Here is a 19,801-nt window from a genome sequence, read left to right as displayed (position 1 = left end):
CGGGGCCCGCGACGTCCTCGTCGCGGGGGCGCTCGCGCTCACCAGTGCGCCGAGCGCGGCACCGGCTGGCAGACCGGGCAGGAGAACGAGGAGCGGTTCATGAAGGCGTCGCGGCGCACGGGCGTCCCGCAGCGCGGGCACGGGCGCCCGGTCTGCCCGTAGACGGCCAGCGAGCGGTCGAAGTACCCGCTGGCACCGTTGACGTTGACGTACAGGGAGTCGAAGCTCGTCCCGCCCGCCGCCAGCGCCGCGGTCATCACCTCGCGCAACCCGGCCAGCAGCGCGTCCGCCTGGGCCCTGGTGGTGCTGCGGGTGGGCCGCGCGTAGTGCAGCCGGGCCCGCCACAGCGCCTCGTCGGCGTAGATGTTGCCCACCCCGGACACCAACGACTGGTCCAGCAGCGCCCGCTTGAGGCCGGTGGCCCGCTCGCGCAGCCGCCGCGCGAACGCGGCGTCGTCGAAGGCCGGGTCCAGGGGGTCGCGGGCGATATGCGCGACGGGCACGGGCAGCCGGTGCGACCAGGCGGCGTCGGGGGACTCCCCCAGCCCACCCGGCCCGCCGTCGGGGGTGGCCACCAGCGGCACGACGGCGATGCCGCCGAAGGTGCGCTGGTCCACGAAGCGCAGGTCCTCGCCGCCGTCGGTGAAGCGCCACAGCGCGCGCAGGTGCTTCTCGGCCGGCGCGTCCGCCCGCTCGACGAGCAGCTGACCGCTCATCCCCAGGTGCACGAGGACCGCCTCGTCGGAGTCCCCGTCCGCCGTGGCCAGCGGCAGCCACAGGTACTTGCCGCGCCGGACCGCGTCGGCCACGACGAGCCCGCGGGTGCGCGCGACGGCGTCCTGCGGTCCGGCGAGGTGGCGGCGGGTCACGCGCGGGTGCAGGAACTCCACCTCGCGCACCGTGCGGCCCACCACCCAGCGCGCCACGCCCCGGCGGACGACCTCGACCTCGGGAAGCTCCGGCACGGGACGTCAGTGCGCGGAGCGCACGGCGCTGGCGGCCGTGGCGGCCCGCAGCGCCTCGACGGCCGCCGCGGCCGCCTTCTGCTCGGCTTCCTTCTTGCTGCGCCCCTCGCCGTGCCCGAGCGGCGTGCCGCCCACGACGGCCTCGGCGGCGAAGCTCTTGGCGTGGTCGGGACCGGAGTCGGTGATCGCGTAGGACGGCACCCCGAGGCCTTCGGCGGCCGTCAGCTCCTGCAGCGCCGTCTTCCAGTCCGTGCCCGCGCCCAGGCGCTCGGAGGACTCCATGAGCGGCGCGGTCAGGCGCAGCACGAAGTCGCGCGCGGCGTCCACGCCCACCGACAGGAAGGCGGCACCGATGACCGCCTCCATCGTGTCGGCGAGGATGGAGTTCTTGTCCCTGCCGCCGGTCGACAGCTCGCCCTTGCCCAGGCGCACGTGCGCCCCCAGGTCCAGCCCGCGGGCGATGTCGGCGAGGGCGCGGGAGTTCACCACGGCGGCTCGCAGCTTCGCCAGCCGCCCCTCGGAGACGTCCGGGAAGCGGGTGTAGAGCTGGTGGGTCACCACGAGCCCGAGCACCGAGTCCCCGAGGAACTCCAGCCGCTCGTTCGTGGGCAGGCCGCCGTGCTCGTAGGCGTAGGAGCGGTGCGTCAGCGCCAGCTCGAGCAGGTCGGCCTCGATGTCGACACCGAGGGCAGCGGACAGCCGGGCGACGTCGTCGACGTCGCCCGGCGTTCCGGCGGTCCCCTGAGCGGTCAGCTCAGAGGTCCTTGACCTTGCGGCCCTTGTACTCCAGGTACAGCGGGGTGCCGGCGGAGTCGGTGACGACGCGGGCCGTGTGCGGACGGGCGTAGGCGACCCGGCCACCGACGCTGGTGCGCGTCAGGGTCTCCTCGTACGTCTTCCACTGGCTGCGGCGCGACCGCGTGTTGCTGCGGGACATCTTCCGCTTCGGGACGGCCACGATCAGCTCTTCTCTCTCGTTCCGGACGGGGACTCGTCGGTCTGCTCGAGCAGACCTTGCAAGGCGGCCCAGCGCGGGTCCGCCGGTTCTTCGGCGACCGGGGTCTGCTCGGAGACCCCGATCTCGTAGTCCTGCTGGCAGGGGCCGTCGCACTCCGGCTGGAACGGCAGCTCCAGCACGACCGCGTCGCGGACCGCGGGTTCGAGGTCGACGAGCTCGCCGGGGGCGACCTCACGGATCTCGTCCTCGTCGTCCGCCACCTCCGCCGGCGTCTTGCCGGGGTAGGCGAACAGCTCCTGCAGGTCGACCTCGATGTCCTGCGTGACCTCGGTCAGGCAGCGCACGCACTCGCCCACCGCGGTGCCGCGGACGGTGCCCGAGACGAGGACGCCCTCCATGACGGCCTCCATGCGCAGGTCGAGGTGGAGCTCGCTGCCCTCGGGCACGCCGATGACGGCGATGCCCAGGTCCGCGGGGGCGGGGACCGTCCGCTGCAGCGTGCGCATCGTGCCGGGCCGGCGGCCCAGCTCGTGCGTGGACAGCACCAGCGGCGCGTGGGGGTCCAGCTGCCCCTCGTGCACCCTGCTCACGTCCTGCTCCTCACAGCGTTGACCGCGACCGCGGTCGATCGACACCACACGGCCCCGCCGCTCGTGGTTCGCACCACACGCGCCGAGGCCGTCCCCAAGCGTAACCGAGCAACGCCCGACGACCCAATCGGCGACCCGGCGGGCGACGGCGCCGCCCGGCGCGCCGCCTCAGCGCGCCGCCTCAGCGCGCCGCCTCAGCGCGCCGCCTCAGCGCGCCGCCTCAGCGCGCCACCGTGGCACCGCTCGGCGCGGGCGGCTCCTGCGCCCCGCCGGTCTCCGGCTCGGCCGGCGCGTCGGTCTCCGGGCCGCGCAGCTTGAGACGGTCGCGCCCGCGGCGGGCCTGCTGCTGCAGCCGCTCCAGCTCCTCCTCGAAGTCGCCGAGCTTGCCGTCGCACCAGGCGTCGGCGTCGACCCGCAACCGCTTGGCCTCCTCGCGGGCCGTCGCGACGATGTGCTCGGCGCGCTCGCGGGAGGCGCGCGTGACCGCCTGCGCGTCCACGAGCTCCTCGGCCTCGGCCCGCGCCCGGGCGACGAGCTCCTCGGCCTCCGCGCGCGCCGCCGAGAGGACCTCGTCGCGCTGGGCGAGCACGTCCCCGGCCTGCTGGACCTCCGCGGGCAGCAGGCGGCGGACCTCGGCCACCAGGCGCAGCAACTCCTCGCGGTCGACCAGCACCGACGAGGACAACGGCACCCCGCGCGCCCCCGACACGAGCGCGGCCAGCTCGCCGAGCTTCTCGTGCACCTCCACAGCCACTGCCTCCCGTTGATCCGGTCCGCGGTTCAGTCCGCAGGACCCGCGGCATTCTCCCCCAGCCGCCGCACCAGGGCGTCGCGCACCGCCGCGGGCACGAGGTCGGAGACGTCCCCGCCGTGGCGGGCGACCTCCTTGACCAGGCTGGAGGAGACGTGCTCGAAGCGCGGGTCGCCGACGAGGAAGACCGTCTCCACCCCCGCCAGGTGGCGGTTCATGAGCGCCATCGGCAGCTCGTAGGCGTAGTCGGTGCCCCCGCGCAGGCCCTTGACGACGACCGCGGCGCCCAGGCGCCGGCAGTGGTCCACGAGCAGGCCGTCGCCGAAGACCTCCACCACCACGCGCCCGGCGCGCGCGTCGCCGGTGGCGGCCAGCGCCTCGCGCAGCAGCCGCGCCCGCTCGGCGGGCTCGAACAGGCCGCGCTTGGCGGGGTTGACCGCGATCCCCGCGTGCACCACGTCGAAGACCGCGGCGGCGCGCAGCAGCACGTCCAGGTGGCCGAGGGTCACGGGGTCGAAGCTGCCGGGGCAGACGCAGCGGGTCGGCACGCCCGGCACGCTAACAGCGGGCCGTCCACACGCTCGTCTCGCCGTAGCGGCGCCGGCGGACCTCGCCCAGCGGCTGCGGCCAGCGCGGTTCGGGCGAGCGGCTGGAGCGCTCGACGACCACGGTGGCCCCCTCGGCCAGCAGCGGCACCGCGGCCGCCAGCACCCCGGCCAGCTCGTCCTCGCCGACGGCGTACGGCGGGTCCAGCAGCACCAGGTCCCAGCCGCCGTCGAGCACGGCCCCCGGCGAGGCGAGGAAGCGCTCGGCCCTCTCGTGCACGACGCGGACCCCGCCCAGGCCGAGGGCGGTGGCGTTCGCCCGCGCCGTCGCGGCCGCGGCCCGGGCCGCCTCGACGAGCACCACCTGCACCGCGCCGCGGCTGGCCGCCTCCAGCCCCAGCGCGCCGGACCCGGCGTACAGGTCCAGGACCCGGCCGCCGGAGACGGCGCCCGCCGCGTCCAGCGCGGAGAACAGCGCCTCGCGCACCCGCTCGCTGGTGGGGCGCGTGGTCTCCCCCGGCGGCACCTTCAGCCGCCGGCCACCGGCCGCACCGGCCACGATGCGCGTCATCCGCTCCTCCTCGCGTCGTCCACCCCGTGCACCGCCCCGCGCACCCGCACCGCCCCGCGCACCCGCACCGCCCCGCCGCTCACGCCGTCCTCCTCGCGCGGTGGGCGGCGTAGGCCCAGGCGATCGCGACGGCGGCCGCGCTCGCCAGGGCCTGCCCGGCCAGCAGCCAGTCCCAGGCGCCGCGGGCCAGCAGCGCCACCAGCACCGGCACGGTGACCAGGACCGCCAGGTCGGGGCCCGTGGTCGTCGCGGCCGCCGCGCCCGGCGGCAGCGCGCCCATGGCGGTCGCGACGACCGGCCGGGCCAGGTCCGGGTCCGGCCGCACGGCACCGCGCAGCGCCGCCGCCGCCCACCCCGGACCCGCCAGCAGCCCGAGCAGCGCCCACGACCACCACGCCGCCTGCCCGCCGCCGTGCACCAGGCCCGAGGTCGAGGCGGCCAGCGGCACCGCCAGCGCGCCCCACAGCGCCATCGGCACCGCCACGGGCACCCAGCGCACGAGCGCCAGAGCGGTCGCCGACAGCGGCAGCGTGCGCGCCGCGGCGGGCGAGAGCACCAGGCCGCGCGCCGGTTCGGACAGCGTCGTGGCGGCCGCGTACCCGGCCGCCCACAGCAGCAGGGCCGCGACCGCGCGGTGCGCGGACGTGCCCGCCGCCACGAGCAGCGGCACGAGGACGAGGACGCCAGCGGTGGCCAGGCGGCGGGGCTGGCGGCGCAGCAGCAGCACGTCGGCGGCCAGCACGGCGCCGACCGGCCCGCGCACCGCGGCCAGCCGCGCCCGCCGGGCCACCCGGCCGTCGGAGTCCGCGGCCAGCGCCCGGCCCATCTCGCGCACGTCCAGCTGCAGCAGCGAGGAGGTGAGCCGCTCCAGCCGCGCGGCGCCGCGCCGCAGCGACGGCGAGGGCACCCGGCCGACGTCGCGCCAGGAGCGGCGGCCGGCGACGGCGACGACGACCAGGGCCAGCGCGGCGACGAGCGCGGCCGGCGCCGCGAGCGCGGCCGGGTCGACGGCGTCCACGGCGATCCGCGCGGCGGCCGAGGCGGTCAGCGCGACGAGCAGGGCGGTGCCCAGGCCGTCCAGCAGCCGCCCGGCGCGCAGCAGCGCGTCCACCCCCGCGCGCACGGCCGGGCGCACGACGAGCAGGTAGCCCGCGGCCGCCGCACCCGCGCCGACCGCGAAGCCGCCGCCGACCCCGGCGGCCGCGCCCGCCCCGGTGAGCTCCCCGCCCACGCCGAGGGCCACCGACGAGGTCCAGGCGGTGAGGACGCCGCCCGCCAGCGCGCTGCCCAGCGCACGGGTGCGCAGCACGGGGCGCAGCAGGTCGGCGCGCGCCACCGGCAGCGGGGTCCACCAGGTCGTCTGCGCGGTGGGCAGGCTCACCGGGCCCAGCCGGCACCACGCCGCGAGCCCGAAGGCGATGACGCTGCAGGAGACGCCGACCGCGGTGAGGACGGCCGACGTCTGCGGGCTCCAGCCGGGCCCGTCGCCGCCCGAGGACAGCCCCGCCCGCAGCGCCTGGCGCAGGGAGGAGCTGCCGCCCAGCAGCAGCAGGAAGGCGATGCCGACCTGGAGCACCGTGGTGTAGGCGTCGACGAGGGTGGCGCGCAGCCCGCGCGCCGCCCGCGAGGGCGCGGCCTCGCGCACCAGCTCGCGCCGCGTCGGCAGCGGCCGCCCGGCCGGCGGGCCGACCAGCGCACCGGCCCGCTCACCCGGCGACGCGCTCACCGGACGGGGTCGCTGACGACGCGGGCGGCCTCCTCGGCGTCGACCACGCGGCACGGCCGGCCGTCGGGGCGGTCGTCGACGACGACGGCGCGGGTGGCGACCCTGCGCAGCAGGACGACGTCGTGGGTGGCCAGCACGAGGGCCGTCCCGGCGTCGCGCTCGGCCACCAGGCGCTCGGCCAGCGCCTCGCGCCCGGGCGGGTCCAGGCGCTGCTCGGGCTCGTCGAGCAGCAGCACCGCGCGCGGTCGCACGAGCGCGGCGGCCAGCAGCAGCCGGCGCTTCTGCCCGCTGGACAGCGACACGGGCAGCTGGTCGGCGGCGTCGGTGAGGCGCTGCGCCGCCAGCTCCGCGTCGACGGCGCCGACGACGTCGCGCACCCCGTGCCCGCGGGCGACGAGCTCGAGGTGCTCGGCCACCGACAGCTCCGCGAACCAGGCGTCCTCGTCGAAGACGCAGGCGACCTCGCGCCGGAAGCGCGCCGAGCGCTCGTCGACGGGCGCCCCGCGCAGGCGCACCCGGCCGCCGAGGGGGTCCAGCAGACCGGCGACGGCGCGCAGCACGGTCGACTTGCCGGCGCCGTTGGCCCCGACCAGGCACAGCGCCTCCCCGGCGGCGACGTCGACGTCGACGGGGGCGCACACGGGTTCGCCGTAGCCCACCAGCAGCTGCTCCAGGGCGAGGACGACCTCGCGCCGCGGCGCCGCGGGCCGGAGCCCGCCGCGCCGCGGTGCGTCCGGCTCGTCCACGCCCGGCAGGCTACCGCCCGGCTCCCACCCCGCCGGGGCTCGGCCGGTTCGCCCGCACGGCCCGCGGTCGGCTATCGTTGTCGGCGGTGTCCGGGTCCCGGACACCCGCCGGCGTCCCGCACGGGTCGCCGTTCCCCTTCCGTTCGACTTCAGGAGTTCCCCGTGGCTGCCACCTGCGACATCTGCGCCAAGGGCCCTGGCTTCGGCAAGAGCGTCTCGCACTCGCACCGGCGGACCAACCGCATGTGGCTCCCGAACATCCAGCGGATCCGGGCCACCGTCAACGGTTCCCCGAAGCGGCTGAACGTGTGCACCTCCTGCCTGAAGGCGGGCAAGGTCACGCGCTGACCCAGCGCACGCGCCTCCTGCGGGGCCGGTCCCTCCTCGGGACCGGCCCCGCAGTGCGTCCGGGCCCGGCGCCGGGGGTGCCGGGCCTCAGCTCCCGGGCGCGAAGTGGTCCCAGCCGGTGCCGCGCACCGCGGCGGGAGCGCCGTCGACGAGGACGGCCGGCTCCCCCGCCAGCACCCGTCCCACCACCTCGAACCCCTCCGGCAGCGCCGCCGCGGCCGGGAAGCAGCCGAGCAGGGCGTGGTCCTCGCCGCCGGTGAGCACGCAGGTCAGCGCCCGCGCGCCCACCGCCGAGGTCAGCTCCCCGCTCCAGCGGCCCAGGGCCGTGCCCTCCGTGCGCAGCGCCAGGACCACCCCGCTGGCCGCGGCCAGGCGGCCGGCGTCGCGCAGCAGCCCGTCGCTGACGTCCATGAGCGCGCTCGCCCCGGCCCGCGCCGCCGCTGGGCCGGCCGCGACGGGCGGCACCGGCCGCCGGTGCGCCGCGAGCAGGCCGTCGACGTCCTCGCGGGCGCCCTCCTGCAGCAGCAGCAGCCCCGCCGCCGAGCGGCCCAGCGTCCCCGCGACCGCGACCACGTCCCCGGGCCCGGCTCCCGAGCGCAGCAGCGCAGCCCGCCCGGCGAGGTCGCCGAGCGCGGTCACGGCGACGACGACCTCGTCGGCCGAGGACAGGTCCCCGCCGACGACGACGGTGCCGAACGCGCGGCAGGCCGCGCCCAGGCCCTCCGCGAAGGACTCCACCCAGCTCAGCTCCAGCTCGCCCGGCAGCCCCAGCGAGACCAGCAGACCGGTGCTGCTCGCGCCCATGGCGGCGACGTCGGCGACGTTCTGCGCCACGGCCTTCCAGCCCACGTCGGCCCCCGAGGACCAGTCCCGGCGGAAGTCGCGCCGCTCGACGAGCACGTCGGTCGTGGCCACCACGCGCCCGTCGGGGGCGGCCACGAGCGCGGCGTCGTCGCCGGGCCCCAGCAGCGCCCGCGTCGGCAGGCCCGGCAGCAGCCGCTCCAGCAGCCCCGCCTCGTCGAGGTCGGCGACCCGCTCGACCCGCCCGGCCCGCACGTCCCGCTCCTGCTGCACCCGCCGCTCCCCCCGCGCTCCCGCGGTGGCGCCCCCACCCCTGCTGGTGATCGAGCGCCGCCCCGCCGTCGGGCAGACTACGGGCGGTGTCCGAGCAGCCGTCCCCCCGCGGTCCCGAGCAGCCCGGGCGGCCGGTCCCGGCGCGCCAGCGGCTGCTCGTGGGCCTGGTGGTGGCGCTCGTCGTCGTGGTCGCCGCCTGGGTCTACCTGGCGGGCTCGCGCGGGGTCGAGGCGGCCCCGCGCGGCGGGGACCCGGCGTGCGCGCGGCTGCTGCGGGCGCTGCCCGAGCAGCTGGGCGGCGCCGCCCGCAGCCCGCAGGGGGCGGCCGGGGTGGCCGTCTGGGGCGAGGAGCGGGTCGTGCTGCGCTGCGGGTCGACCGTGCTGGGCCCGACGACGAAGCCGTGCATCCCCGTCGGGCCGGCCGAGGGGCCCAGCGTGGACTGGGTCGAGGACGCGCGCGGCGAGCGGGCCGTGCGCTTCCTCACCTACGGGCGCGACCCGGCCGTGGAGGTGACGGTGCGCTTCGCCGCCGACCTGACCAGCGACCAGGCGACCGCCCAGCTGGTCGACCTGGCACCGGCCGTGGACGCGGTCCCGCAGACGCGCACCTGCCTGTGAGGTGCGCGCCGGGGTTCAGCGCAGGCCGGTGGGGCGCCGCAGCGCCAGCTGCAGCAGCCGGTCGACGAGCTCGGGGTAGTCGACCCCGGTCTGCGCCCACATGCGCGGGTACATCGAGAACGGGGTGAAGCCGGGCATCGTGTTGATCTCGTTGACGACGACCCCCTCCTCGCCGCGCTCGGGGTCGACGAAGAGGTCCACGCGGGCCAGGCCCTCGGCGCCCATCGCCTCGAAGACGGCGACCGCGGTGCGCCGCACGGCGGCCACGACGTCGGCGGGCAGGTCGGCCGGGCACGTCAGGCGCACGTTGGCCGCGTCGAGGTACTTGGCCTCGAAGTCGTAGAAGTCGTGCCCGCCGACGACCTCGACCTCGCCGGGCAGGCTCGTCAGCGGCTCGCCGCCCGCGAGGTCCTCCAGCACGCCGCACTCGATCTCGCGGCCGGTGAGGGTGGCCTCGACGACGACCTTGGGGTCGTGGGCGAGGGCCTCCTCCACCGCGGCGGCCAGGCCCTCGGACCCGGCGACCTTGGTGATGCCGATGCTGGATCCGGCGCGGGCGGGCTTGACGAAGACCGGGTAGCCCAGCGCCTCGACGTCGGCGCGGCAGCCGGCGGGGTCGGCGGCCCAGCGCCGGGCGTGGAACCACGTCCAGGGCCCCACCCGCAGCCCCGCGCCGGCCAGCAGGACCTTCATCACCTGCTTGTCCATGCTCGCCGCCGAGGCCAGCACCCCGGAGCCGACGTAGCGGGTGTCGGACAGCTCCAGCAGCCCCTGCAGCGTGCCGTCCTCGCCGAACGGCCCGTGCAGCAGCGGCAGGACGACGTCGACGCGCTGCAGCGCGGCCAGCCCGGAGGGCGCGCCGTCGGCGGGGCCGTCCAGCAGCTGCAGGGCGCGGGCACCGACCTCCTGGGCCAGCGCGACGCGCGGCCCGGCGGCGGGGACCTCGGGCAGCTTGCCGTCGGCGAGCTCGAAGCGCGCGGGGTCGTCGTCGACGAGGACCCAGCGACCGGCGGTGGTGATGCCGACGGGCACGACGTCGTAGCGCGTGCGGTCGATGGCGGCCAGCACGCCCGCGGCCGTCACGCAGCTGATGGCGTGCTCGGAGGAGCGGCCGCCGAAGACGACGGCCACGCGGGGCTTGCCGGCCGCGTTCTCGGGCGCGCCGGCGACGGGGGCGCTGGGGGTGCTGGGGCTGCCGGAGGTGGTCATCGGCGCCGACCCTACCGGCGGTGTGGTTGGGTGCCGTCGTGCCCGAGAACGTGCCTGAGAACGTGTCGGCGCCCAGCGCGCCGCAGCAGCTGTCCCCCGCGACCCTCGCCGTGGTCGCCGGCCGTCCGGCCCGCGCCCTCGACAGCGAGCTCAACACCCCCGTCTCACTGTCGGCGACCTTCGTGGGCGGCGGCTCGCTGGGCGCGGCCGCCCTCGGCTACGGCCGCTTCGCCAACCCGACGTGGGAGGCGCTGGAGCGCACGGTCGGCGAGCTGGAGGGCGGCCGGTCGCTGTCGTTCGCCTCGGGGATGGCGGCGGTGTCCGCCGCGCTGCACCTGGTGCCGGCCGACGCGACGGTCCTCGTCCCGCACGGGGCCTACAACGGCACGCACTCCCTCACCGCGCAGCTGGCGGCGCAGGGACGGCTGCGGGTGCAGCACGTCGACATCACCGACGTGGCCGCCGTGCGCGGCGCGCTGGCTGGCCTGGGGGGCGGGCGCGCGCTGCTGTGGCTGGAGTCGCCGACGAACCCGCTGCTGGAGGTCGCGGACATCGCCGCGCTGACGGCGGCCGGCCACGAGCACGGCGCGCTGGTGGTCGTCGACAACACCTTCGCCACCCCGCTGCTGCAGCGCCCGCTGGAGCTGGGCGCCGACGTCGTCGTGCACTCGGTGACGAAGTTCCTCTCCGGGCACTCCGACGTCGTCCTGGGCGCGGTGGTGGCGCGCGACGAGCAGCTGCTGGCCGCGCTGCACGCGCACCGCACCTTCCACGGCGCGATCCCCGGTCCGCTGGAGGCGTTCCTGGCGCTGCGCGGCATCCGCACGCTGCCGCTGCGCCTGGAGCGCTCGCAGGCCAGCGCGGCGGTGCTGGCCCGGCGCCTGCGCGAGCACCCGGCGGTGGCGCGGGTGCGCCACCCCTCGCTGCCCGACGACCCGGGCCACGCCCTGGCGAGCGCGCAGATGAGCGGCTACGGGGCGCTGGTGTCCATCGAGGTGGCCGGCGGCAGGGCGGCCGCGGAGGCCGTCGTGGACGCGGTCCGGCTGTGGGTGCCGGCCACGAGCCTGGGCGGGGTGGAGTCGCTGGTGGAGCGCCGGCGCCGGCACGCCAACGAGCCGGTGGTCGTGCCGGAGGAGCTGCTGCGCCTGTCGGTGGGCGTGGAGGACGTCGAGGACCTGTGGACCGACCTGCGCCAGGCGCTGGACGCGGCGCGTCCCTGAGCGGACGGCCGCGGGGCGTGTCACGCTGGTCCTCGCGCGACACGCCCGGGGTCCCCGGGTGCACGGAATTATCTCATCTGTGAGATAGCGTGCGGGCATGGCAGTCTCCACCGAGCAGTTCACGCCGACCAGCGACCACCTCGCGCAGATCGGCGCGCTCATCCGTGACGCCCGCAAGCACCGCGGTCTGACGCAGGTGCAGCTCGCCGAACGCCTGGGCACCTCCCAGAGCGCCGTGCACCGCATGGAGCAGGGCCAGCAGAACGTCTCGATCGACATGCTGCAGCGCGTCGGGCACGCGTTGCAGGACGACATCGTCTCGATCGGGCGCCCCGGCCCCACCCACCTGCGCGTGCACGGCGGCATCCAGCTCTCCGGCAGCATCGCGGTCAAGTCGAGCAAGAACGCCGGCGTCGCGCTGCTGTGCGCGGCGCTGCTGAACCGCGGGCGCACGACGCTGCGCGGTGTCGCGCGCATCCTGGAGATCCACCGGATCCTGGAGGTGCTCGGCAGCATCGGCGTGCGCTACGAGTGGGTCAACGAGGCCGACCTCGTCCTCGACGTGCCCACCGAGCTGGACCTGGACGCGATGGACGGCGAGACGGCGCGCCGCACCCGCAGCATCATCATGATGCTCGGGCCGCTGCTGCACCGCTACGAGGAGTTCGCGCTCCCCTACGCCGGTGGCTGCGACCTGGGCACCCGCACCGTCGAGCCGCACATGGTGGCCCTGCGGCCGTTCGGGCTGTCGGTGACGGCGACCACGGGCAACTACCACGCCAGCGTCGACCGCTCCGTGACCCCGCGCCGCCCGATCGTGCTCACCGAGCGCGGCGACACCGTCACCGAGAACGCGCTCATGGCCGCGGCCCGCGTCGACGGCGTGACGACCATCCGCAACGCCAGCCCCAACTACATGGTGCAGGACCTGTGCTTCTTCCTGGAGCAGCTGGGCGTGCGCATCGACGGCATCGGCACCACCACGCTCGTCGTGCACGGCGTGCCCGACATCGCCGTGGACGTCGACTACTCCCCCTCCGAGGACCCGGTCGAGGCGATGAGCCTGCTGACCGCGGCGATCGTCACGCACTCGGAGCTGACGGTGACGCGGGCGCCGATCGAGTTCCTCGAGATCGAGCTGGCGATCCTGTCCGAGATGGGCCTGGAGTACGACCTGTCCGAGGAGTACACCGCGGCCAACGGCCGGACCCGGCTGGTCGACATCACGGTGCACCCCTCCGAGCTCAAGGCGCCGATCGACAAGATCCACCCGATGCCGTTCCCGGGCCTGAACATCGACAACCTGCCGTTCTTCGCCGTCATCGCGGCGAGCGCGGAGGGGTCGACGACGGTGCACGACTGGGTCTACGACAACCGCGCCATCTACCTCACCGAGCTGAACCGGCTGGGGGCGCGCGTGAAGCTGCTCGACCCGCACCGGGTGCTCGTCGAGGGCCCCACCCGCTGGTCGGGCGCGGAGGTGCTGTGCCCGCCCGCGCTGCGACCGGCGGTGGTCGTCCTGCTGGCCATGCTGGCGGCCAAGGGCACCTCGGTGCTGCGCAACGTGGACATCATCGCCCGCGGCTACGAGCAGCTGGCCGAGCGGCTGGCGCCGCTGGGCGCGCAGATCGAGACCTTCAAGGACTGACGCGAGCGGCGGCCGACCGCCGCCGCACGCACGGACGCCCCCGCCCCAGCCTGGACCGGTGCGGGGGCGTCCGTGCGTGACGGGCCCGCGGGTGCTGCGGGTGCTGCGGGGTGGTGCTCAGGCCTTCTTGGCGGTGCGGCGGGTGGTCGTCGCCGTCTTGGCCGGGGCCGCCTTGCGGGCGGCGGGCGCCGCGGCCGCCGCGCTCTTGGCGGCGGTCTTGCGCGCCGGCGCCGCGGCGGCCTTCTTCGCCGCGGGAGCCGTGCGACCGGCGGTGGCGCTCCTGGTGGCCGGGGCCGCCTTCTTGGCCGTCGTCGAGGAGGCCGACGCCGCGGGGGCCGCGGACGCCGAGGAGGGCACCCGGATCCCGGTCGCCGTGCCGGTGGCCCGCTCCTTGGCGGCCGCCTGGAACGCGCGCAGCGCCTTGGTGTCGGAGACGACCTCCTTGAAGGCCGTGCCGGGGCGGAAGCGCGGGACCGAGGTCTTCTTGATCTTGACGGCCTCGCCGGTGCGCGGGTTGCGGCCCGTGCGGGCGTTGCGCGCCTGCTTCTCGAAGGTGCCGAAACCGCTGATGGCCACCTTGTCGCCCTTGGCGACGGTCAGCGTGATGAGCTCGACGATCGCCTCGACCGCCGTCACCGCCTGCTTCTTGCCGCCGAGGCGCGCCTCGAGGGCGTCCACCATCTCTGCCTTGTTCACGGGGCTCCTCCTGGGGGGACCGGGTCGTCCGTGCATGTCCTCGCGCAAGCGTCTGCGCACAGCCGAGCAGGAGCCCGACGGGTGAACGGTACGACCAGCGATCACCGGAGTCCACCACCGGCGTGGCGGCGAGTCGTTGCGGCGCAGTCGACTCCGCCCGACCGCCGGTCGACTGCCCTGTGCCGCAGCCGGTTCCCGGGACCGTCGCGGCACCACGGACGGCGACCCGCGCGGGCAGGGAGTCGTTGCGCCGCAACGGCCCTGCACGCACGAGGGCCCCGGTCGCGCTGCGGCGCAGCGCGGTCCGGGGCCCTCGGGGCCGGCGGTCGGGCGGGCGGTCAGCCCGCCGGGGCCAGCGGGGTCGTCGTCGGCTTGAAGGAGGGCCGGCGCGACTCGAAGGCGGCGATCTCGTCGGCGTGGCGCAGGGTCAGGCTGATGTCGTCCAGGCCCTCCATGAGCCGCCAGCGGATGGAGGAGTCGACCTGGAAGCGGGCGGTGAAGTCGTCCACGCGCACGACCTGCTCGACGAGGTCGACGGTCACCTCGGTGCCCGGGTGGGCCTCCAGCGCCTTCCAGATGAGCTCGATGTCGCTCTGCTCGACGACGGCCGCCAGCAGCCCCTGCTTGCCGGAGTTGCCGCGGAAGATGTCGCCGAAGCGGGGGGCGAGGACGGCCTTGAAGCCGTAGTCGCGCAGGGCCCAGACGGCGTGCTCGCGGCTGGAGCCGGTGCCGAAGTCCTTGCCGGCCACCAGGACCGACCCGGGGCGGTAGGGCTCCTGGTTGAGCACGAAGGACGGGTCGCCGCGCCAGGCGGCGAAGAGGGCGTCCTCGAAGCCGGTCTTGGTGACGCGCTTGAGGTAGACGGCGGGGATGATCTGGTCGGTGTCGACGTCCGTGCGCCGTAGCGGGACTCCCACACCGGTGTGGACGGTGAACTTCTCCACGGCTGGCTCCTCCAGGCTCGGGCGGGCGGTCAGGCGACGGGGGCGGGGTCGAGGTCGGCGGGCGAGCTGAGCGTGCCGCGCACGGCGGTCGCCGCGGCCACCAGCGGGCTCACCAGGTGGGTGCGCCCGCCCTTGCCCTGCCGGCCCTCGAAGTTGCGGTTGGAGGTGGAGGCGCAGCGCTCACCGGGGGCCAGCTGGTCGGGGTTCATGCCCAGGCACATCGAGCAGCCGGCGAAGCGCCAGTCGGCGCCGAACTCCTTGAAGACGACGTCGATGCCCTCCGCCTCGGCCTGCAGGCGCACCTTCGCCGAGCCGGGTACGACCATGACGCGCACGCCGTCGGCCTTGCGGCGCCCGCGCACGACCTCGGCCGCGGCGCGCAGGTCCTCGATGCGGCTGTTGGTGCAGGAGCCGATGAAGACGGTGTCGACGGCGATCTCGCGCATGGGGGTGCCGCCCTCCAGGCCCATGTACTCCAGGGCCCGCTCGACGCCCTGGCGCTCGCCGTCGTCGCCGATCCGCTCGGGCACCGGCACGGAGCCGGACAGCGGGACGCCCTGGCCGGGGTTGGTGCCCCAGGTGACGAAGGGCTCCAGGTCGGCGGCGTCGAGGACGACCTCGGCGTCGAAGACGGCGTCCTCGTCGGTCTGCAGCGTGCGCCAGTACGCCACGGCCGCGTCCCAGTCCTCGCCCTGCGGCGCGTGCGGGCGGCCCTCCAGGTACGCGAACGTCGTCTCGTCGGGGGCGACCATGCCGGCGCGGGCACCGGCCTCGATCGACATGTTGCAGATCGTCATCCGCCCCTCCATCGACAGGGCGCGGATCGCCTCGCCGCGGTACTCCAGGACGTAGCCCTGGCCGCCGCCCGTGCCGATCTCGGCGATGACGGCGAGGATGACGTCCTTGGCCGTCGTGCCCGGCCGCAGCCTGCCGTTGACGGTGACGGCCATCGTCTTGAACGGCTTCAGCGGCAGCGTCTGGGTCGCCAGGACGTGCTCGACCTCGCTGGTGCCGATGCCCATGCCGAGCGAGCCGAAGGCGCCGTGGGTGGAGGTGTGCGAGTCGCCGCAGACGACGGTCATGCCGGGCTGGGTCAGGCCCAGCTGGGGGCCGACGACGTGCACGATGCCCTGCTCGGCGTCGCCGAGGGGGTGGATGCGCACGCCGAACTCGGCGCAGTTGGTGCGCAGGGTCTCCAGCTGCTTGGCCGAGGTGCGGTCCTCCAGCAGCGACAGCGGGCGGTCGATGTCCGCGGTCGGGGTGTTGTGGTCCTCGGTGGCGATCGTCAGGTCGAGGCGGCGCACGGGGCGCCCGGCCAGCCGCAGGCCGTCGAAGGCCTGCGGGCTGGTGACCTCGTGGAGCAGGTGCAGGTCGATGTAGAGCAGGTCCGGCTCGCCGTCCTGCCCGCGCCGGACGACGTGGTCGTCCCACACCTTCTGCGCCAGCGTGCGTCCCACGGTGCGTTCCCCTCCCTCGACTGCCTGGTCTGCTGGATCGACGCTTGCATCTCACTTCTTGAGACGCCAGTATCGCTCCGTGGACAAGACTAGCGGAGTCGGGGTGCTCGACAAGGCCGTGCAGGTGCTCACCGCCCTGGAGGCGGGCCCGGCGAGCCTCGCGCAGCTGGTGACGGCGACCGGGCTGGCCCGCCCGACGGCGCACCGGCTGGCCGTCGCCCTGGAGCACCACCGCCTCGTCGCGCGCGACCTGCAGGGCCGCTTCGTGCTCGGCGGCCGGCACGCCGAGCTGGCCGCCGCCGCCGGCGAGGACCGCCTCGTGGCGGCCGCGGGGCCGCTGCTGACGGCGCTGCGCGACGCCACCGGCGAGAGCGCCCAGCTGTACCGCCGCCACGGCGAGCACCGCGTCTGCATCGCGGCCGCCGACCGCCTGCACGGGCTGCGCGACACCGTGCCGGTGGGCGCCTCCATGACGATGCAGGCGGGCTCCGCGGCGCAGGTCCTGCTGGCCTGGGACGACCCCGAGCGGCTGTCGGTGGAGCTGCTGGGCGCCCGCTTCGACGCCGCCACCCTCTCCGGGGTGCGCCGCCGCGGCTGGGCGCACTCCAGCGGCGAGCGCGAGGCGGGCCTGGCCTCCGTCAGCGCCCCCGTGCGCGGCCCGTCCGGGCGCGTCGTGGCGGCGGTGTCCGTCTCGGGGCCCGCCGAGCGCTTCGGCCGCCACCCCGGCCGCCGGCACGCCGACGCGGTGCTGGCGACCGCCGAGGCGCTGACGGCGGCGCTGCGGCCGGTCGTACCGCCCGCCCGGCCCGCCGTGCCCGTCTGAGCGGGCGGCGGGGACGAGGAAGGCCCCCGGTCGGTGACCGGGGGCCTGGGAGTAGCCCCGACGGGATTCGAACCCGCGCTACCGCCTTGAGAGGGCGGCGTGCTAGGCCGCTACACAACGGGGCCCTAGCTGCCTCGTCCAGCGGTGGACGAGAGCGGACCAGCCCGGCGACCGACGGACCGGACGCTTGCTGGTGAGTAGCCCCGACGGGATTCGAACCCGCGCTACCGCCTTGAGAGGGCGGCGTGCTAGGCCGCTACACAACGGGGCCCTAGCTCGCCCGTCCCGGAGGACGAGCGCCGTGCGCTGGGGTACCAGGACTCGAACCTAGACTAACTGAACCAGAATCAGTCGTGCTGCCAATTACACCATACCCCATGGTGATCTCCCGGCCGGCGAACCGCCCGGGTGCGTCGCAGACTCTACCGGCTCCCGACGCCGCTTCCCAAATCGGCACCGCCGCCCGGGACCTGAGGTCCCGGGCGGCAGCAGCCGGGCGGACGGTCGTCAGCCCAGCGTCGCCCGCAGGCGGCGCAACCGGGCCAGCGAGGAGTCCCGCCCGAGGATCTCCATCGACTCGAACAGCGGCGGGGAGACCCGCCGGCCGGTGACGGCGGTGCGCAGCGGGGCGAAGGCGAACTTGGGCTTGATCCCCAGCCCGTCGACGACGGCGGCCCGCAGCGCCGCCTCCAGGGCCGGCGTGGTCCACTCCGCCAGCCCCTCCAGCGCCGCCAGCGAGGCGTCGAGGACGTCGGCGGCCTCCGGGCGCAGCGCCCCCGTCGCCTCCGGCTGAAGGACGACGTCCTCGTCGGCGCTGAAGAGGAAGCCCAGCATCCCCGGCGCCTGCCCGAGCAGCGTCATGCGCTCCTGCACCAGCGGAGCCGCCTGGGCCAGCCGCTGCAGCTGCTCCGCGCTCGGCTCGGGCGGCAGCACCCCGCCGGCCTGCAGGTAGGGCACCAGGCGCCCGCGGAAGTCCTCCGGCGCCAGCAGGCGCAGGTGGGCGGCGTTGATCGCCTCGGCCTTGGCCGGGTCGAAGCGGGCCGGGGAGGCGTTGACGTCGGCGACGTCGAAGGCGGCGACCATCTCCTCGACGCCGAAGACGTCGCGGTCCTCGGCCAGGCCCCAGCCCAGCAGGGCGAGGTAGTTCAGCAGCCCCTCCGGGACGAAGCCCCGGTCGCGGTGGTGGAAGAGGTTGGACTCCGGATCGCGCTTGGACAGCTTCTTGTTGCCCTCGCCCATGACGTACGGCAGGTGCCCGAACCGCGGGACCGCCTGCGCCACCCCGATGTCGATGAGGGCCTCGTACAGCGCGATCTGCCGGGCGGTGGAGCTGAGCAGGTCCTCCCCGCGCAGCACGTGGGTGATGCCCATGAGCGCGTCGTCGACGGGGTTGACCAGCGTGTAGAGCGGCTCGCCGTTGGCGCGCACCAGCACCGGGTCCGGGAAGGAACCGGCCTTGAACTCGATGCGCCCGCGCACGAGGTCGTCGAAGGAGTAGTCGCGGTCCTGGGGCACCCGCAGCCGCAGGGTGGGCTCGCGGCCCGCCTCCCGGAACGCGGCGACCTGCTCGGGGGTCAGGTCGCGGTCGAAGCCGTCGTAGCCCAGGGCCTTGGAGCGCCCGGCCGCCTCGTGGCGGGCCTCGATCTCCTCGGCCGTCGAGAACGACTCGTACAGGTGCCCCGCCTCGCGCAGGCGCCGGACCACGTCGTCGTAGAGCTCGCGGCGGCGGCTCTGGCGGTACGGCTCGTGCGGGCCGCCGACGTCGATGCCCTCGTCCCAGTCCAGGCCGAGCCAGCGCAGCGCCTCGAGGATCTGCGCGTAGCTCTCCTCGCTGTCGCGGGCGGAGTCGGTGTCCTCGATGCGGAAGACGAGCTTGCCGCCGGTGTGGCGGGCGTAGGCCCAGTTGAACAGGGCCGTGCGGACGAGGCCGACGTGCGGGGTGCCCGTCGGCGAGGGGCAGAAGCGGACCCGGACGGAGGAACCGGAGGCGGCGGCGGGGGCGGCGTTGTCAGTCATGGCCGTTCCAGCCTAGGGGGGCCGCTCCGGCACCGGCCCTTGCGTCCACCCGGGTGGTCGCGCAGCGTCACCGATGGCCTGTTCGGGTGGCGGAACCCCTGACGCAGCGTCACGAGTGCCACCGTCGAACCGCCACCCGCCGCACTCACGCCCGGAGGACCCCGTGCTCACCCGCTCCCCGCTCCGCACCTCCCGCACGGCCGCCGCGCTGCTGCTCCTGCTGCCGCTGGCGACCCTGACGGCGTGCGGTTCGCTGCAGGCCGCGGGCCTGCCGCCGGAGACGTCCACGGCGACCACGGCGACCCCGGCGCCCCCGGCCGCGGAGACGACGAGCTCCGCGGTCGAGCCGGCCGCGGGCGTGGTCGTCGAGCCGGTCGCCAACGACCTGGCCCTCGGCTCGGCGCACCACGAGCTGCAGGCCGGCGGCATGGGGCTGGCCGTCGACTACTGGTCGACGCTGGAGATGTCCCGCTGGACCGCGGGCGCCGCCAAGCCGATCTCGCTGGCGGCCACGATCACCGGCCCGAACCTGGGGACCGCCAAGAAGCAGCAGCGCGCCTACATCAGCTCCTTCAGCGTCACCGCCACGGCGGTCGCCGCCGACGGCAGCACCTCGGCGCCCACCACCGTCACCGACGTCGCCCGCCAGGCGCCGGGCTACCTGGCCATGGCGCCCTACGCCTACTCGACGTCGTTCGTCGTCCCGCAGGTGCCCGCCGGGACCCGCAGCGTGGAGCTGCTCATCAGCTACGACGTGCTGGAGCAGTCGGCGCCCGGCGCGTCCGACTACTCCAAGCAGACGGCCACCGACCAGCTCACCGTGGCGATCGCCGCTCCCGCCGCGGGCTGAGCCTCCGCACCGGGCGGGTCCCGCTCCCCCGCCCGGGGCGGGCGGGC

21 protein-coding genes and 3 tRNA genes are annotated in these 19,801 nt (G+C 76.0%); 6 read left to right on the top strand and 18 right to left on the bottom strand.

Annotated elements, in window-relative coordinates; genetic code table 11:
- Positions 1 to 38 precede the first annotated feature (38 nt).
- The 9 genes from mutM to ACRYM2_RS02945 all read right to left on the bottom strand — a co-directional run bounded on the left by mutM (position 39) and on the right by ACRYM2_RS02945 (position 6,852).
- Entirely contained in the window at positions 39 to 965 is a 927-nt protein-coding gene (mutM, locus tag ACRYM2_RS02985; protein ID WP_432519749.1) for a bifunctional DNA-formamidopyrimidine glycosylase/DNA-(apurinic or apyrimidinic site) lyase, read from the bottom strand.
- Between the two features lie 6 nt (positions 966 to 971).
- Positions 972 to 1,718, bottom strand: coding sequence for a ribonuclease III (gene rnc, locus ACRYM2_RS02980; RefSeq protein ID WP_432519757.1), 747 nt, complete (start codon positions 1,716 to 1,718; stop codon positions 972 to 974).
- Position 1,719: 1 nt separating this feature from the next.
- Positions 1,720 to 1,923 (bottom strand): 50S ribosomal protein L32, encoded by a 204-nt coding sequence (gene rpmF, locus ACRYM2_RS02975; protein ID WP_166614926.1) that lies wholly within the window; start codon positions 1,921 to 1,923, stop codon positions 1,720 to 1,722.
- A 2-nt stretch (positions 1,924 to 1,925) separates the two neighbouring features.
- Positions 1,926 to 2,513, bottom strand: a complete 588-nt coding sequence (locus ACRYM2_RS02970; RefSeq protein WP_432519747.1) for a YceD family protein — start codon at positions 2,511 to 2,513, stop codon at positions 1,926 to 1,928.
- Between the two features lie 220 nt (positions 2,514 to 2,733).
- A complete protein-coding gene (locus tag ACRYM2_RS02965) occupies positions 2,734 to 3,261 on the bottom strand; it encodes a F0F1 ATP synthase subunit B family protein (protein WP_432519746.1) in 528 nt (175 codons plus the stop codon).
- A 32-nt stretch (positions 3,262 to 3,293) separates the two neighbouring features.
- Positions 3,294 to 3,812 carry a pantetheine-phosphate adenylyltransferase gene (gene coaD / locus ACRYM2_RS02960; RefSeq protein WP_432519744.1) on the bottom strand — a complete coding sequence of 173 codons (519 nt, stop codon included), beginning with the start codon at positions 3,810 to 3,812 and terminating at the stop codon, positions 3,294 to 3,296.
- A 10-nt stretch (positions 3,813 to 3,822) separates the two neighbouring features.
- Positions 3,823 to 4,380: a 16S rRNA (guanine(966)-N(2))-methyltransferase RsmD gene (rsmD, locus tag ACRYM2_RS02955; protein ID WP_432519743.1), complete on the bottom strand. Its 558-nt coding sequence runs from the start codon at positions 4,378 to 4,380 to the stop codon at positions 3,823 to 3,825.
- Between the two features lie 79 nt (positions 4,381 to 4,459).
- The gene (locus ACRYM2_RS02950; RefSeq protein ID WP_432519742.1) at positions 4,460 to 6,106 is read right to left on the bottom strand and encodes a DUF6297 family protein; all 1,647 of its coding nucleotides are present in this window, start codon (positions 6,104 to 6,106) and stop codon (positions 4,460 to 4,462) included.
- Complete coding sequence (locus ACRYM2_RS02945) at positions 6,103 to 6,852, bottom strand: ABC transporter ATP-binding protein (protein WP_432519741.1); 750 nt, start codon at positions 6,850 to 6,852, stop codon at positions 6,103 to 6,105. The genes ACRYM2_RS02950 and ACRYM2_RS02945 overlap by 4 nt, the downstream gene beginning before the upstream one ends.
- Positions 6,853 to 7,014: 162 nt before the next feature.
- On the opposite strand from ACRYM2_RS02945, the gene rpmB reads away from it, so the two are divergent.
- Entirely contained in the window at positions 7,015 to 7,200 is a 186-nt protein-coding gene (gene rpmB, locus ACRYM2_RS02940; protein ID WP_432519740.1) for a 50S ribosomal protein L28, read from the top strand.
- Positions 7,201 to 7,287: 87 nt separating this feature from the next.
- Here the strand turns inward: rpmB and ACRYM2_RS02935 are convergent, their stop codons facing one another.
- Positions 7,288 to 8,274, bottom strand: coding sequence for a thiamine-phosphate kinase (locus ACRYM2_RS02935; protein ID WP_432519739.1), 987 nt, complete (start codon positions 8,272 to 8,274; stop codon positions 7,288 to 7,290).
- Between the two features lie 86 nt (positions 8,275 to 8,360).
- Here ACRYM2_RS02935 and ACRYM2_RS02930 point away from each other — a divergent pair, with 86 nt between their 5' ends.
- A complete protein-coding gene (locus ACRYM2_RS02930) occupies positions 8,361 to 8,891 on the top strand; it encodes a DUF3515 family protein (RefSeq protein WP_432519738.1) in 531 nt (176 codons plus the stop codon).
- Positions 8,892 to 8,906: 15 nt separating this feature from the next.
- Here the strand turns inward: ACRYM2_RS02930 and ACRYM2_RS02925 are convergent, their stop codons facing one another.
- Positions 8,907 to 10,100 (bottom strand): D-alanine--D-alanine ligase family protein, encoded by a 1,194-nt coding sequence (locus ACRYM2_RS02925; protein WP_432519736.1) that lies wholly within the window; start codon positions 10,098 to 10,100, stop codon positions 8,907 to 8,909.
- 38 nt (positions 10,101 to 10,138) lie between these two features.
- Between ACRYM2_RS02925 and ACRYM2_RS02920 the strand changes: the two genes are divergently transcribed.
- Both ACRYM2_RS02920 and ACRYM2_RS02915 read left to right on the top strand, forming a co-directional pair.
- Positions 10,139 to 11,320 carry a trans-sulfuration enzyme family protein gene (locus tag ACRYM2_RS02920; RefSeq protein WP_432519734.1) on the top strand — a complete coding sequence of 394 codons (1,182 nt, stop codon included), beginning with the start codon at positions 10,139 to 10,141 and terminating at the stop codon, positions 11,318 to 11,320.
- Between the two features lie 97 nt (positions 11,321 to 11,417).
- On the top strand, positions 11,418 to 12,968 hold the full coding sequence (locus ACRYM2_RS02915) for a helix-turn-helix domain-containing protein (RefSeq protein WP_432519733.1): 1,551 nt from the start codon (positions 11,418 to 11,420) through the stop codon (positions 12,966 to 12,968).
- Positions 12,969 to 13,085: 117 nt separating this feature from the next.
- Here the strand turns inward: ACRYM2_RS02915 and ACRYM2_RS02910 are convergent, their stop codons facing one another.
- From ACRYM2_RS02910 to leuC, 3 genes are all read right to left on the bottom strand, one after another.
- Positions 13,086 to 13,664 (bottom strand): HU family DNA-binding protein, encoded by a 579-nt coding sequence (locus ACRYM2_RS02910; RefSeq protein WP_432519731.1) that lies wholly within the window; start codon positions 13,662 to 13,664, stop codon positions 13,086 to 13,088.
- Positions 13,665 to 14,002: 338 nt separating this feature from the next.
- Entirely contained in the window at positions 14,003 to 14,608 is a 606-nt protein-coding gene (gene leuD / locus ACRYM2_RS02905; RefSeq protein ID WP_432519729.1) for a 3-isopropylmalate dehydratase small subunit, read from the bottom strand.
- 29 nt (positions 14,609 to 14,637) lie between these two features.
- The gene (leuC, locus tag ACRYM2_RS02900; protein ID WP_432519727.1) at positions 14,638 to 16,065 is read right to left on the bottom strand and encodes a 3-isopropylmalate dehydratase large subunit; all 1,428 of its coding nucleotides are present in this window, start codon (positions 16,063 to 16,065) and stop codon (positions 14,638 to 14,640) included.
- 79 nt (positions 16,066 to 16,144) lie between these two features.
- Here leuC and ACRYM2_RS02895 point away from each other — a divergent pair, with 79 nt between their 5' ends.
- Positions 16,145 to 16,888: an IclR family transcriptional regulator gene (locus ACRYM2_RS02895; RefSeq protein WP_432519726.1), complete on the top strand. Its 744-nt coding sequence runs from the start codon at positions 16,145 to 16,147 to the stop codon at positions 16,886 to 16,888.
- A gap of 52 nt (positions 16,889 to 16,940) precedes the next feature.
- Here the strand turns inward: ACRYM2_RS02895 and ACRYM2_RS02890 are convergent.
- The 4 genes from ACRYM2_RS02890 to gltX form a co-directional block, all read right to left on the bottom strand.
- Positions 16,941 to 17,013 (bottom strand) — tRNA-Glu (locus tag ACRYM2_RS02890).
- A 73-nt stretch (positions 17,014 to 17,086) separates the two neighbouring features.
- Positions 17,087 to 17,159, bottom strand: a tRNA-Glu gene (locus ACRYM2_RS02885).
- A gap of 35 nt (positions 17,160 to 17,194) precedes the next feature.
- Positions 17,195 to 17,266: transfer RNA gene (locus ACRYM2_RS02880), tRNA-Gln, on the bottom strand.
- 129 nt (positions 17,267 to 17,395) lie between these two features.
- Positions 17,396 to 18,904, bottom strand: a complete 1,509-nt coding sequence (gene gltX / locus ACRYM2_RS02875) for a glutamate--tRNA ligase (RefSeq protein WP_432519724.1) — start codon at positions 18,902 to 18,904, stop codon at positions 17,396 to 17,398.
- 163 nt (positions 18,905 to 19,067) lie between these two features.
- On the opposite strand from gltX, the gene ACRYM2_RS02870 reads away from it, so the two are divergent.
- Positions 19,068 to 19,754 (top strand): hypothetical protein, encoded by a 687-nt coding sequence (locus ACRYM2_RS02870; RefSeq protein WP_432519722.1) that lies wholly within the window; start codon positions 19,068 to 19,070, stop codon positions 19,752 to 19,754.
- The last annotated feature ends 47 nt before the right edge of the window (positions 19,755 to 19,801 follow it).

Origin of the sequence: Kineococcus aridisoli (assembly GCF_050871885.1) — a bacterium.
Taxonomy (GTDB): domain Bacteria; phylum Actinomycetota; class Actinomycetes; order Actinomycetales; family Kineococcaceae; genus Kineococcus.
This window is presented reverse-complemented; position numbering and strand designations above follow the sequence as displayed.

Coding starts and splice junctions, on each gene's coding strand:
- ACRYM2_RS02925 (WP_432519736.1), bottom strand. CDS start 10,100: ATGACCACCTCCGGCAGCCCCAGCACCCCCAGCGCCCCCGTCGCCGGC.
- gltX (WP_432519724.1), bottom strand. CDS start 18,904: ATGACTGACAACGCCGCCCCCGCCGCCGCCTCCGGTTCCTCCGTCCGG.
- rsmD (WP_432519743.1), bottom strand. CDS start 4,380: ATGACGCGCATCGTGGCCGGTGCGGCCGGTGGCCGGCGGCTGAAGGTG.
- ACRYM2_RS02915 (WP_432519733.1), top strand. CDS start 11,418: ATGGCAGTCTCCACCGAGCAGTTCACGCCGACCAGCGACCACCTCGCG.